The sequence below is a fragment of the Streptococcus oralis genome (genome assembly GCF_901543815.1).
GTDB classification, from domain to species: domain Bacteria; phylum Bacillota; class Bacilli; order Lactobacillales; family Streptococcaceae; genus Streptococcus; species Streptococcus oralis_CM.
In genome coordinates, this window is sequence record NZ_CABEIU010000002.1 from 1,191,251 (window position 1) to 1,205,643 (window position 14,393).

Consider the following 14,393-nt stretch of genomic DNA (forward strand, 5'->3'; position numbering starts at 1 on the left):
CGTTTACAAAGCTGAAATTCAACAAACAAACTAAATCTGTTATGATAATAATTAAATGATCTTTGTATTTTTCACTCTATTTTTCCCTGTTAGAGGCAACTTATAGCAGCTTTCAAGAATCAGAATGATAAATATCGAATTTCATTCTCTCTTTGACTACGAAATATGATATACTAAGATATCGAACGAGGAAAAATTATGACCAACGAATTTTTACATTTTGAGAAAATCAGCCGTCAAACCTGGCAGTCCTTGCATCGCAAGACAACCCCTCCCTTGACGGAAGAAGAACTGGACTCCATCAAGAGTTTTAACGACCAAATCAGCCTACAAGATGTGACCGACATCTATCTGCCACTGGTTCACCTTATCCATATCTATAAAAAAGCCAAAGAAGATTTGTCTTTCTCAAAAGAAATCTTTCTTCAAAGAGATAGCAAGCCCCAACCTTTTATTATTGGGGTTTCGGGTAGTGTTGCTGTGGGGAAATCGACCACTAGTCGCCTCCTACAAATCCTTCTCTCCCGTACACTTGCCGATGCTACTGTAGAACTAGTGACAACGGATGGATTTCTCTATCCCAACCAAACTTTAATTGAGCAAGGTATCTTAAATCGCAAAGGTTTTCCAGAGAGTTATGGCATGGAAGCCTTGCTGAATTTTCTTGACCGCCTAAAAAATGGACAGGATGTCGATATTCCAGTCTATTCTCATGAAGTGTATGACATCGTTCCTGGGGAAAAACAACGGGTCAAAGCTGCTGATTTTGTCATTGTCGAAGGAATCAATGTCTTCCAAAATCCTCAAAATGAGCGCCTTTACATCACTGATTTCTTTGATTTCTCCATCTATGTGGATGCTGCTGTCGAAGACATTGAAGGTTGGTATCTGGATCGTTTCTTAAAACTCCTCAGCTTTGCCCAAAATGATCCCAACAGCTACTACCACCGCTTTACGCAAATGCCGATTGGAGAGGTCGAAGCCTTCGCTCATCAGATCTGGACCAGCATTAATCTAATAAATCTACAAAACTATATCGAACCGACAAGGAATCGTGCCGAGATCATTCTCCACAAGGCTAAAAACCATGAAATCGATGAAATTTACCTAAAAAAATAATTTCCCCTTGTCAAAACCTGAGTTTTCAGATATAATGGTATAGTTAGTAAATATGGAGGTAAGAACATTGGCAAACATTAAATCAGCTATCAAACGCGCTGAATTGAACGTTAAACAAAACGAAAAAAACTCAGCTCAAAAATCAGCTATGCGTACTGCTATCAAAGCTTTCGAAGCAAACCCTTCTGAAGAACTTTTCCGTGCTGCTAGCTCAGCTATCGACAAAGCAGAAACTAAAGGTTTGATTCATAAAAACAAAGCAAGCCGCGATAAAGCTCGTCTTTCAGCTAAACTTGCTAAATAAGAAACAGTCCATTGAGGCTGTTTTTTTGTCCTCTAATAAGAAAAGGTAGAAAATGAAAATCGCAATCATAGGATATTCTGGAGCCGGCAAGTCAACTCTAGCTGAAACGTTATCAAACTACTACTCTATCCCCAAACTGCATATGGACACACTCCAATTTCAACCTGGTTGGCAAGACAGTGACCGCGAATGGATGTTGGACGAGATGAAAAACTTTCTCACAAAGCATGAAGCTTGGGTCATCGATGGCAACTACTCTTGGTGTTGCTATGAAAAAAGAATGCTAGAAGCTGACCAAATCATCTTTCTCAACTTTTCCCCATGGACTTGCTTACTGAGGGCCTTTAAGCGTTATCTCAAATACCGAGGAAAGGTCAGAGAAAGTATGGCAGCAGGCTGTCCTGAACGCTTTGACTGGGATTTTATCCGATGGATTCTCTGGGATGGGCGGACAAAGAATGCTAAAGTACGCTATCAGCAGGTTCAAGAAACCTACCCTGAGAAAGTAATTGTCCTCAGGTCGCAAAAGGAGATAGATTACTTCTTAGAAAATCTCGCGCATAACAAGAAAAACCAACGTGTATAACGTTGGTTTTTTGCTTTTACCCAATCACACTTCCATTTGGTACAGCTGGATCAACTGTGAGAAGGGTTAATTTGCCATCATGTTCAGCTGAGAGGATCATACCTTGGCTGACATATTTTTTCATCATCTTACGCGGTTTAAGGTTGGCAACGATTTGTACCTTCTTGCCGACCAATTCTTGTTCGTTTGGGTAGTATTTTGCAATTCCTGAGAGGATTTGACGGTCTTGACCATCACCAGCATCTAGGCGGAATTGGAGCAACTTATCAGAACCTTCCACTTTAGACACTTCTTTGACTTCTGCGACACGGATTTCGACCTTATCGAAGTCTTCAAACTTGATTTCATCCTTGTTGAGTTTGAGTTCAACTTCATCTGGATTCCATTCTTTTTCGACGGCTGGTTTGTTGCCTTCCATTTGTTCCTTGATATAGGCGATTTCTTCTTCCATGTCGAGACGTGGGAAGATTGGAGTTCCTTTGGCAACTACTGTTACACCCTCAGGAAAATCAGTCAAGCTCAAGTTTTCAAGACTCGCCACTTCTTCCAAGCCAAGTTGAGTCATGACCGCACGACTAGTTTCCATCATAAATGGTTCAATCAAGTGAGCTACGATACGAAGGCTGGCTGCCAAGTGGCTCATGACACTTGCCAATTGGTCACGAAGCGCTTCATCCTTAGCCAAGACCCATGGAGCTGTCTCATCGATGTATTTGTTGGTACGTGAGATAAGCGTCCAAACTGCTTCTAAAGCACGTGGGTAGTCAACTGCTTCCATGTGTGTATGGTAATCAGCAATTGATTCAGTAGCTACCTGAGCAAGAACATTGTCAAACTCAGTCACGTCTTCTACATAGGCAGGAATTTTGCCATCAAAGTACTTATTAATCATAGAAACCGTACGGTTGAGGAGGTTCCCAAGGTCATTTGCCAATTCATAGTTGATACGGCCGACGTAGTCTTCAGGGGTGAAGGTTCCGTCTGAACCGACTGGAAGGCTACGCATGAGGTAGTAACGAAGTGGATCTAGTCCATAACGCTCTACCAACATCTCAGGGTAAACGACATTCCCTTTAGACTTAGACATCTTGCCGTCTTTCATGACAAACCAACCGTGGGCAATCAAGCGATCTGGCAATTTTACATCCAACATCATAAGAAGGATAGGCCAGTAGATCGAGTGGAAACGAAGGATATCTTTTCCGACCATGTGAAAGACTGTTCCATTCCAGAACTTATCAAAGTTACCGTGTTCATCTTGACCGTAGCCAAGAGCTGTCGCATAGTTTAGCAAGGCATCAATCCATACATAGACAACGTGTTTTGGATTTGATGGGACTGGTACACCCCATGTAAAGGTTGTACGAGAAACTGCCAAATCTTCCAAACCTGGCTCGATGAAATTACGTAACATTTCGTTGAGGCGACCATCAGGAGTGATGAAGTCAGGATGAGATTTGAAAAATTCGACTAAACGGTCTTGGTATTTACTGAGGCGAAGGAAGTAAGACTCTTCAGATACCCATTCCACTTCGTGACCTGATGGAGCAATACCACCCGTCACATTTCCAGCTTCATCACGGAATACTTCCGCAAGCTGACTCTCTGTAAAGAATTCCTCATCTGAGACTGAGTACCAGCCAGAATATTCACCCAAGTAGATATCATCTTGAGAAAGTAAACGTTCAAAGACTTGAGCCACTACTTTTTCATGATAGTCATCAGTTGTACGGATAAATTTATCGTATGAGATATCAAGTAGTTGCCAGAGTTCTTTGACTCCAACTGCCATCCCATCAACATAGGCTTGTGGTGTAATGCCAGCTTCTTCTGCTTTTTGTTGAATCTTTTGACCGTGTTCGTCAAGACCAGTCAGATAAAAGACATCGTAGCCCATAAGGCGTTTGTAACGTGCTAAAACATCACAAGCGATGGTTGTGTAGGCAGAACCGATATGGAGTTTACCAGATGGATAGTAAATCGGTGTTGTAATATAAAAATTCTTTTCAGACATATTTCTTCCTTTCCAGGCAAATGAAACCTGTTTTTCTAACACTTCATTATATCATATTTTCAGTAATATTCGATAGGGAAATCTATACAAAAACAAGATAGACAAATGTCCATCTTGTTTTTCCTGTTCTATGCCTTACTCATAGCGAAGGGCTTCAATTGGATCAAGCTTAGACGCTTTATTGGCTGGCAAGACTCCGAAAATCATACCAACGCTGGCCGAAACAGCCAAGCTAAAGAGAGCGATCGGTAGCGAGACTCCAACTTCTATTCCTTCCATCATATTTTTTAACAAGGCACCTGCTAGCGTGGTCAAGCCCGCCGCACTAACAAGACCGATGACTCCACCTAATAAGGTCAAAATCATGGACTCAATCAAAAACTGAACCAAGATATTAGCCCGTGTAGCTCCCAATGCTTTACGAAGACCAATCTCACGAGTACGCTCTGTTACAGAAACCAGCATGATATTCATAACTCCAGTCCCTCCCACAAAGAGAGAGATTCCTGCGATAGCACTAATAATAGCGGTCATAAAACCAAAGATTTGCTGAACCTCTGCAAAAGCGGCAGTTTCGTCTACAACCTGATATTCTCCCTGCTGCACTCCTGCAATTTCTGTCATTTTGCGTGCAAGTTCTGGCCCCAAAGTCGGAGTTAGACTCGTATCATTCACACGAAAGACAATATTAGAAATTTCCTCTACATTAAAATTAGCTGCTACAGAAGTATTGGTTGTAATCGGTAAACCACCTACACCAAACATCTTTGCACTTTTAACAGCAGGACTAGAGTAAACACCAATCACACGATAGCTATATCCATTGGCTGAAATGATTTGATTGAGTGCTGCCTGAGGAGATTCAAAAAGACTTTTAGCGAGTTCTTCATCTAGCAAAATCACACTTGCAAAATCTCGGTAGTCTTGTTCTCTCAGATCCCTACCTGCAATAATTTTATTTTCTACAGCAGACATATAAGTCATATTTCCACCTGTCAGACTTGCTCTCTCTACCTTTTTATCCTTATAGGTCAAAGTAACATTTGTACTATTAGTCACATAATAGCCATCTACACCTTTTAGTTTGGCAGTTTCCTTAACCCACGATTCCTGTGTTTTAGGTGGTTCTACGTGAACATCTTCTTCTTTACCAGATAGTGTCAGTGCAGATTGCTTTTGTGTAAAGGAACCGTCCTTACTTTTAATTGGTGAGAAAAATACCTGAATATTTTTCTGAGATTTTGTCATATTTTTATTGACCTGACGAGACATAGAGTCCCCTAAAGCCATGATGACAACTACTGAAGAGACTCCGATGATAATGCCAATCATGGTCAAAAAGGAGCGCATCTTGTGTGCCATAATAGATGAAAAGGCAAATTTCAGATTTTGCATCTTAGTTCTCCTTTCCTTCCAAACGAGCGCTATCAGACGAAATAACTCCATCACGGATTACAATCTGGCGTTTTGCATAGGCTGCAATTTCGGGCTCGTGCGTGACCATAATAATAGTCTTGCCTTCTTCATTTAACTCAACCAAGAGTTCCATGATTTGACTTCCTGTTTTCGTATCCAAGGCACCTGTCGGTTCATCAGCTAGGATGATCGAGGGATCGTTAACAAGAGCACGCGCAATGGCCACCCGTTGTTTTTGACCGCCAGACAACTCTGAAGGAAGATGATGAATACGATCAGTCAACTCTACTTTACTCAGATATTCCTCTGCCAACTTGCGACGTTGGGCAGCTGGAACTCCGGCATAAATCAAGGGTAACTCAACATTTTGAACAGCATTCATCTTTGACAAAAGAAAGAACTGTTGAAAGACAAAACCAATTTGTTGGTTACGTACCTGTGCCAACTGCTTTTCACCTAGACGGGCCACTTCTTGGCCTTCTAGATAATATTCGCCGCTAGTTGGGGTGTCCAGCATTCCGATGGTATTCATCAGAGTAGATTTACCCGAACCAGATGGTCCCATAATGGCAACAAACTCCCCTTCGTTAATCTCTAAATTAATATTTTTCAAGACCTGCAGTTCCTGTTCACCATTTCGATAGCTCCGGCAGATGTTTTTTAGACTAATTAGTTGTTTCATCAGCCTTCACCTCTTTTCCTTCTTCCAAGGAAGTCGTTGGATTACTGATGACTTTGGTTCCGTCTGTCAAACCAGATGTGATCTCTTGGTTTTCTGCGTCAGCATTTCCTAGGCTAACTTCGATTTTCTTAGCCTTATTCTCTTCGTCAACAACCCAAACGTAGTTTTTTCCGTCTTCAGTAATGACACTGGTTAAGGGTACGAGGATTGATTTCTTGTCACTTTTAACCTCAACACTAACGGTAAAACCTGGTCTCAAATCACCAATCTCACTCGTTACTTCAATCGTATAAGGATATTTAGAACCAGTATTCCCCCCAGTTATAGCATTCGTTTCTTCTCCACTATTTTTAGGGTAAGCTGAAATAAAGCTGATCTTCCCTGTCCAAGTTTTATCTTGGTAAACTTTAGAAGAGAAGGTCACTTCTTGGCCAACAGAAAGGTTGGCAAGATTGTACTCGGAAAGTTCTCCCTTGACTTGTAGATTGTCGTTACTTACTACATGAACCATCACTTGATTTGCAGCAGTTGTGGACTTTGATACATTGCGATTAACTTCTACAACTGTACCTTCTAGCGTACTCAGAACCTTTGTTGCGTCCAATTGGGCTTGCGCCTTTTTAAGTTGCGCCTCTGCATCAGCACGACTATCACGAGCATCACTAATTTGAGAATCAATGGAAGAGACTGAAGAACCCTGTGCTCCATCATCATATTCTTCCGAATCAGCTAGAGTGTTGTTGCGTGATTCCTTCAGGTCATTGATACGACGATCAGCCTTGGCTATGGCACGGTTAGCTGCATCATAAGCAGATTGCGCTTCTGTGCTGTTGTATTTTACGAGCGCTTGTCCTTTGTCAACCTTATCTCCAACAGAAACCAAGATTTCATCCACCTCACCCTTACTTGCATCCAAATAAACATATTGTTCATTTTTTGCGGTGACGGTACCAGATAAAAGAACAGAGGAGGCAACTGTTCCTTCCTTTGCGACTACGAGATGCGATGTGTCATCCTTACCGGTAGCCTGAGAGGGCTGTCTAAATAGCAAAATACCCACTGCACTGATTATAATAATACTTGCAGCACCAATAGCTGTGTATAGTTGCCATTTTTTAGTTTTCTTATTCCCCTTCATCACAAAACTCCTATTTTATTTTCAATACAAAGACTATTATAGCAAATTTACCTACTCTAAACAATGATTGTTCAGAGAGAAAAGAGAACAATTCAGGAAACATGTCTTGTTCCCATTTGATTTATGCGAAATTGTACTAGTAACATCATACACCTTATTTCTATATTTAGCAAGTGATTTCTGCTATTTCTTTAGGGCGTAGCAGATTTTTGCATTCAAAAAATAAAAACGATAGAATATGACTATCAAAGCTATAAGGAGTTTTCTATGAGAGAATATGATATCATCGCCATCGGTGGAGGGAGCGGTGGCATTGCCACTATGAACCGCGCTGGTGAACACGGCGCTAAAGCAGCTGTTATCGAAGAGAAAAAATTAGGTGGAACCTGCGTCAATGTCGGCTGTGTTCCTAAGAAAATCATGTGGTATGGAGCTCAAATCGCTGAAAGCTTCCACCACTACGGCCCTGACTATGGTTTTACAAGTTCAGATGTTCAATTTGATTTCACAAAGCTTCGTCAAAACCGTGAAGCCTACATCGACCGTGCTCGCTCGTCTTATGATGGAAGTTTCAAGCGCAACGGTGTTGATTTGATTGAAGGTCGTGCTCATTTCGTTGATGCTCATACGGTCAGCGTTAATGGTGAATTGATTCGTGCCAAACATATCGTGATTTCGACTGGTGCTCGCCCAAGCATCCCAACTATCCCTGGAGCTGAACTCGGTGGTAACTCAGACGATGTCTTTGCTTGGGAGCAACTTCCTGACTCCGTTGCGATTCTTGGAGCTGGTTATATCGCCGTTGAATTAGCAGGTGTTCTCCACGCACTAGGAGTAAAAACGGATTTGTTTGTCCGTCGTGATCGTCCCTTGCGTGGTTTTGACAGCTACATCGTTGAAGGACTTGTCAATGAAATGGAAAAAACAGGTCTACCTTTGCACACACACAAGGTACCCATCAAGCTCGAAGAAACAGAGCAAGGTATCACCATTCATTTTGAAGACGGCTCTAGTCACACTGCTAGCCAAGTTATCTGGGCTACCGGTCGCCGTCCAAATATAGACGGTCTTGAGTTAGAAAAGGCTGGCGTCACACTCAACCAACGTGGATTTATCCAAGTGGATGAGTATCAAAATACAGTTGTAGATGGCATCTATGCTCTTGGAGATGTTACTGGTGAGAAGGAACTGACCCCAGTAGCCATCAAGGCAGGACGTACCCTATCTGAGCGCCTCTTCAACGGCAAAACAAATGCCAAGATGGACTACACGACTATCCCTACTGTTGTCTTCTCCCACCCAGCAATCGGAACCGTTGGTTTAACTGAGGATCAAGCTATCAAAGAATACGGCCAAGATAACATTAAAGTCTACAAATCAAGCTTTGCATCTATGTACTCTGCCGTTACAAGCCATCGTCAAGAATCTCGCTTCAAACTCATCACCGCAGGTGCTGACGAAAAGGTTGTTGGCCTACATGGACTTGGTTACGGAGTGGATGAGATGATTCAAGGATTCGCTGTCGCTATCAAGATGGGGGCTACCAAGGCGAACTTTGATGCTACAGTAGCTATCCACCCAACCGCTTCAGAAGAATTTGTGACCATGCGCTAATCGACGAAAGAGACCCCATGTGGTCTCTTTTTACTTGCAAAATCGGCTGTTACAAAATTGTTACCTTAATACAAAAGATAGGTTGACTTTTCTTCCTGAATTAGTATAATAGTTACTATAATTTTAAAAAGAGGTTAACAGTTTTGAAAAAAGCTCATATCTATGCTATCCCTGCTATCGGTGCTGCTCTCATCGCCGTATTGGCACAAATCAGTCTCCCTATCGGTCCTGTACCTTTCACTCTGCAAAACTTTGCAATCGGTCTGATTGCAACTGTTTTTAGACCTAGAGAAGCTGTCCTTTCTGTAGCTCTCTACCTCCTGCTGGGTGCTATTGGTTTACCTGTCTTTGCAGGGGGAGGAGCTGGGTTTCACGTTTTAGTCGGTCCAAGTTCAGGCTATCTTTGGTTCGACCTTGTCTATGCGGGGCTTACATCTTATCTCATCCATCAAAATAGTGGCTATATTCGCATTTTCCTAGCCAACCTCTTGGGTGATTCCCTCGTCTTTGCCGGAGGTATTCTCAGTCTCCACTTTCTTGCTGGAATGCCATTTGACAAAGCACTCGCTGTCGGTGTCCTTCCCTTTATCCTTCCTGATCTTGGTAAGATTATTGCCATTAGTTTCATTAGCCGTCCCTTACTCGAAAGATTAAAAAACCTTCCATATTTTTCAAGATAAAAGAATAGTCCAGAACAATTGTTCTGGACTATTTCCTTTCCAATTACTTCCTAAGAACTAACTGAAAATCAACTCTCATCTAGGGATTATTTATTTTTACGGCTTACAAAGTACAATCCACCAGTCACTGCCATCAAAGCAAGTCCTGCAACTACTGTTGCGTTAGATGCTTTTTCACCAGTGTTAGGAAGTTGAGGTTTTGGACCTGGTTTTCCTGGCTCATTTGGTTTACCTGGTGTTGGTTTTTCTGGAGTGTGTGTATTTGTGATATTGAAGCCTTCTACTTTAGATGAATAACCTTCAACCGGCACTTCCTCTACAGAGTACTTGAATTCTGTACCTTTAGTATCTTTATAACGCTCAAGACCTGTAAACTCATAAGTCCAACCAGTTGCTTCTGAGGCTACCGCAGTCTTACCAGTGTCTTGACCATCGGCAAGAAGTTTCACTGTGATAGATGCTGGACGGATACCGTCTTTGTTCTCTTCATCTTTCCAGATCTTCTTACCTTTTACAGATGTTTTCTCTGGTGTGTATTCATTGGTAACTGTGTACTTACCATCTTTGTCCGTAGTAACTGTTGAGGTATATTCTTTTACAGCCACTTCTTTGACAGTGTACTTGATTTCTGTACCATTTTCATACTTAGGAAGTGCTTTTGATTCGAACTTCCAACCAGTTGCTTCTGATACTTCAATTTCTTGAACAACTTTGTCGCCGTTAAGAATTTGAACTTTCACTTTATCTGCACGTTTGCCACTTTGGTTGTTGTTATCATCCCAAACCTTAGTTCCTGAAAGAACGACTGTTTCTGGATTGTGAGTGTTAGTCACTACTTGACCAGTTACAGAAGCTTCATAACCAGCTGGTACATCTACTTCCTTGATAGAATAGGTGATTTCTTTTCCAGCTTCGTATTGTGGAAGATTGGTGAAGGATGCTACCCAAGTGTTATCATCAGTCTTCTCCTTAGCTGTTAAGGTCAATTTCTTACCTTCAACGGCTACTGGATCAGTATCTCCTACTTTTTTGTAAAGTTGAACCGTTACGGACTCAGGACGTTTACCGTCTTGGTTGTTCGCATCGTTCCATACTTTTGTTACCTTGTAGTCAATTTCTTTAGGAGCATATTTGTTTGTGATGGTAAAGTCTGTAATAGTCGCTTCGTATTCTGCTACGGCTTCTTCTGTTACAGTGTATTTGATTTCTTTACCAGCTTTATATTTTGCTAATTTCGTGAATTCGACAGTCCAAGTTCCGTCTGCGGCTGCTTGAACTTCTTTCGAATCATGTTTCTGACCGTCTGCTAAAAGATTGATTGTAATCTTGGTTGGACGTTTACCGTCTTGGTTGTTTGCGTCATCCCAGTTCTTAGTTGCTTTTACATCAACTGTTTCTGGAGAATAGCTATTTGTGATGGTGAATCCTGATGCAGCGTCACCAGTAATGTCAGAAGTATAACCAGTAACAGTTACTTCTACTACAGTATACTTGATAGGTGTTCCGCCTTTATCAGCATCAAGGTTTGTGAAGCTTCCAGCCCAACCGTTTGCTTCATTCAATGTAAGTGTTTCACCAGTGTCTTGACCGTCTGCAAGCAATTTAACTGTGATAGAAGATGGACGTTTACCATCTTGGTTGTTAGCATCGTTCCATACTTTCTTCACAGGAACTGCAGTTTTGGCTGGAGTGTATTTGTTTGTAAATACAAGATCTTTTGCTTCTTTTGAAGCAGTTGCTTTCAATTCAGTTGCGCTTACTTTTTCAACAGTTACTTCAACTTCTTGAACTGTCTTATCGTAAGTGATTCCTGTTTCAGTTCCAGCAACTTCAGAGATGGTGTACTTGTGAGTTCCCACCTGGCTCTCATCATATGAGATTGGTGAGAAGGCCACTGTACTGTCTGCGGCGTTTGTCACTGTTTCAACAACAGTTCCATCTTCCTTCTTCAATTCAAAGCTGTATTTACCTGCTTCAAGGTCTTTACCTTCAAGAACTTTCTTAGCTCCAAGAGTTACACTTGTAGCTCCTGCTGGAGTGTAAGTATTCTTGAATGCTTTTTCATCGTCGTAATAAACAGTTGCTTCAAGGGCACCTTTGCCGTTATCCGCTACAGTTACTGTAGCTGTGATTGTTTTCGTATCGTAGGTGATACCTGTAGCAGTGCCAGCTTTTTCAGCAATCTTGTAAGTGAAAGTTCCAGCTTTATCGAATTCCAAGACTGAGAACTTAACGTTTCCATCTTTGTCATTCTTGACTGTTTCTTTCACATTACCGTCTTGGTCTGTCAAAGTAAACTCAAACTCATCAGCTTTCAACTCACGACCAGTAAGTGTTTTCTTAACTGCAAGAGTAGCTGGAGTTTTTGAAGCTCCGTAGCTGTTGTTGAATTCTTTGTCCGCTGGGTAAGTTACGTTAGCAGTAAGTTTTCCTTCACCATCGTCTGTAACTTCTACTGTGACTTTAACTTCAAGACTATCGTATGTTACACCGTCAATAGTTTGTCCAGCGTTAGTTTCAACGATAGTGTATTTGTAAGTACCAGCTGCAGTGTATTCGATTGGAGCGAATGCCACTTTGCCATCGGCAGTGTTCTTCACTTTTTGAACTTCTGAGCCATCTGCGTCGTTCTTCAATACAAACTCAAACTCATCAGCTTTCAAGGTACGACCTGAAAGAGCTTTTGTTACTTCAATAGGAGCTGAAGTCTTCTCAACAGCGTATGTATTTTCAAAAGTCTTATCATCGTTTTCGTAAGCGACAGCTGCAGACAATTTGCCCTCAGCATCTGCTGTTACAGTAACTGTAACGCCAACAAGATTGGCATCGTAAGTAACACCTTTTTCAATTGTGTTCGCTTTTTTCTCAACGATGTGGTAGTTGTATGTACCAGCTTTGTCAAATGTCAATTCAGCAAAGCTGATATTTCCTTCCGCATCATTTGTTACTGTTTCAACAACTTTGTTTGTCTTATCATCGAACAAGTCGAATTCAAACTCTCCAGCTTTCATAGCTCGACCAATCAATTTTTTAATTGCTTGAATTTGAGCTTTTGTGCTGTTCCGTTTGTTTGAGATTGTTTTGATAACACCTTCTTTACCGACTGTTACCTTAATTGGAGTAGAATCCAATTGGTAGCCTTTAGGAGCTTCAACCTCAGTAATGGTGAATTCACCTTTCTTAACATCCTCTTCTGAAAATACTGGCGATTGTGCAATACCATTATCGTCTGTTTCAGTGATTTTTTCGCTAACAGTAGCGCCGTCCGGAGGGGTAATTTTAAATTTTGCTCCTTTTAGACGATCTTGTGTTTTTTCATCTACCTTGTATAGAGTGATTCGATAACCTGTTTCCAGTTGGATAGTACCACCTGATGCAACTGTAGAATTTCCCACTTGCTTCGCAATCGTATCTTGTTGATCATCTCTGGTTGTTAGAACCTTGTCATTTCCCTTAACTCCAACATTGTTTTGAACTTTGGTTCCATCCCCAGGAGCGGTCGAATCATAGTGGATTAGATAAGCCGCAGGTTTCCCATTTTTTGTAATAGACTTCGCGTTCAAAATCGTGATTGTGAAATCTGTATACGATTCGTTCCACTTGATTTGGTAATCTGTTCCAGCTTGTAGTACAGTTTTATCTTGTAAGGTGTAAGTTTTATCAAACCATCCAGCAGTAACCGTCAAGGTTTCTGGAATAAACTGCATCGGTGAAAAGTCTGAGTCTGCCCAGTCGTGGATTTCAAGTTTATCATAGGCAGCTTGTTTAGGATTCACACGGACATTCCAATTATGAAGATAATCACCTTTTTTACCAAGTAAAGGAGAATCCCATTTTTCTTTACTGATGGTTCCACTGAATTTGTTAAAGTTTGTTTTACCAATTCCGTCAGAATAATCTATGGCAGCAGCATTTTTAAAGCGAACTTTTTGGCTGATTTCATTTTTAGTTTCAGACTTGTTAAAATTGATAGTCTGTTCTTCTAGTTCTTTCTTTGAACTAAAAGCGACATAGAAGGTACCTTTAACACCTTGAACTTGAGCTCCTCCTTTTTTAGCAAGGTAATCTTGCAAGTTCTTTAAAGTGATTGTTACCTTTCCACCCTTATTTTCCCCATCAGAAACGACCTTAACATCTCCTACAGCTGTATTCGTTTCCTTGTCTTTAAGCTCAAATGATTCGGCTTTGACTGTTAGTGGAGATGGCACAGTTAGTGTAAATGTGTCTCCATCATTCAGATTGCCATCATATTGGCTCAAATCGAAATCAGTAGCAAACTTATAGTTTGCATAACTGTGTTTTTGAGGTGATAAATTGTAAACTCCTTTTGAATCAGATTGTAAGAACTTACTATTATCAACCTCCCAGATGCTCACGTTAGTAATAACCTTCGTTAGCTCTTTTGCTTGGACTGCATTTGTCAAAGTAGCAGAACCAAACAGAACTAAAAGTGGCGTTAAAATATAGAGCCACAATTTTTTTAATTTCATAACTTTCCCTTCTAAATCATTAAAATGAACTGATCCATACACCATTTCCTGTCAATAAGTAACACCCCTTTCAGCGATATTATCTCTTACATGCTTACTACATGTAACAATTCTTTAGGTAAATGGCTAGATCATTTGCAATGTCAAAACAATGTATTCAATTCAATATTTAGCAGAAGTATTACTACTCTTAGTCAGAATGGAAATATAGCAAAATATGACCATTGTCTATTATACTATGTATCCTCTCAGGGTCAAGTATTTTGCCTGTTTATTTTTATTTATCAAACAATTTATTTAATGCATATATTTTTTGGTTTCTTGATCTTAAAATAGCAAATTTTATTTAT

Annotated in this window: 10 protein-coding genes; 5 read left to right on the plus strand and 5 right to left on the minus strand. The window is 40.8% G+C overall.

The features are described from left to right. The first annotated feature begins 198 nt into the window (after positions 1-198). The 3 genes from coaA to FQT28_RS06060 all read left to right on the plus strand — a co-directional run bounded on the left by coaA (position 199) and on the right by FQT28_RS06060 (position 2,009). The gene (gene coaA / locus FQT28_RS06050) at positions 199-1,119 is read left to right on the plus strand and encodes a type I pantothenate kinase (RefSeq protein ID WP_125449356.1); all 921 of its coding nucleotides are present in this window, start codon (positions 199-201) and stop codon (positions 1,117-1,119) included. A 67-nt stretch (positions 1,120-1,186) separates the two neighbouring features. Beyond that, entirely contained in the window at positions 1,187-1,423 is a 237-nt protein-coding gene (rpsT, locus tag FQT28_RS06055) for a 30S ribosomal protein S20 (RefSeq protein ID WP_001274000.1), read from the plus strand. 52 nt (positions 1,424-1,475) lie between these two features. Then, on the plus strand, positions 1,476-2,009 hold the full coding sequence (locus FQT28_RS06060) for a DNA topology modulation protein (RefSeq protein WP_125449357.1): 534 nt from the start codon (positions 1,476-1,478) through the stop codon (positions 2,007-2,009). Between the two features lie 16 nt (positions 2,010-2,025). Here the strand turns inward: FQT28_RS06060 and metG are convergent, their stop codons facing one another. The 4 genes from metG to FQT28_RS06080 form a co-directional block, all read right to left on the minus strand. After that, entirely contained in the window at positions 2,026-4,023 is a 1,998-nt protein-coding gene (gene metG, locus FQT28_RS06065) for a methionine--tRNA ligase (RefSeq protein WP_143989702.1), read from the minus strand. A 135-nt stretch (positions 4,024-4,158) separates the two neighbouring features. Further along, positions 4,159-5,418: an ABC transporter permease gene (locus FQT28_RS06070; RefSeq protein WP_125449361.1), complete on the minus strand. Its 1,260-nt coding sequence runs from the start codon at positions 5,416-5,418 to the stop codon at positions 4,159-4,161. 1 nt (position 5,419) lies between these two features. Then, positions 5,420-6,121: an ABC transporter ATP-binding protein gene (locus FQT28_RS06075; RefSeq protein ID WP_125449363.1), complete on the minus strand. Its 702-nt coding sequence runs from the start codon at positions 6,119-6,121 to the stop codon at positions 5,420-5,422. Beyond that, complete coding sequence (locus tag FQT28_RS06080; RefSeq protein ID WP_143989703.1) at positions 6,105-7,259, minus strand: efflux RND transporter periplasmic adaptor subunit; 1,155 nt, start codon at positions 7,257-7,259, stop codon at positions 6,105-6,107. The genes FQT28_RS06075 and FQT28_RS06080 overlap by 17 nt, the downstream gene beginning before the upstream one ends. A gap of 267 nt (positions 7,260-7,526) precedes the next feature. Between FQT28_RS06080 and gor the strand changes: the two genes are divergently transcribed. Beyond that, positions 7,527-8,873 (plus strand): glutathione-disulfide reductase, encoded by a 1,347-nt coding sequence (gor, locus tag FQT28_RS06085; protein WP_143989704.1) that lies wholly within the window; start codon positions 7,527-7,529, stop codon positions 8,871-8,873. A 143-nt stretch (positions 8,874-9,016) separates the two neighbouring features. Beyond that, positions 9,017-9,553: a biotin transporter BioY gene (locus FQT28_RS06090; protein WP_125449369.1), complete on the plus strand. Its 537-nt coding sequence runs from the start codon at positions 9,017-9,019 to the stop codon at positions 9,551-9,553. 86 nt (positions 9,554-9,639) lie between these two features. Here FQT28_RS06090 and FQT28_RS06095 read toward each other — a convergent pair whose 3' ends face one another. Further along, positions 9,640-14,043 carry a Cna B-type domain-containing protein gene (locus FQT28_RS06095; protein ID WP_143989705.1) on the minus strand — a complete coding sequence of 1,468 codons (4,404 nt, stop codon included), beginning with the start codon at positions 14,041-14,043 and terminating at the stop codon, positions 9,640-9,642. Between the last annotated feature and the right edge of the window lie 350 nt (positions 14,044-14,393).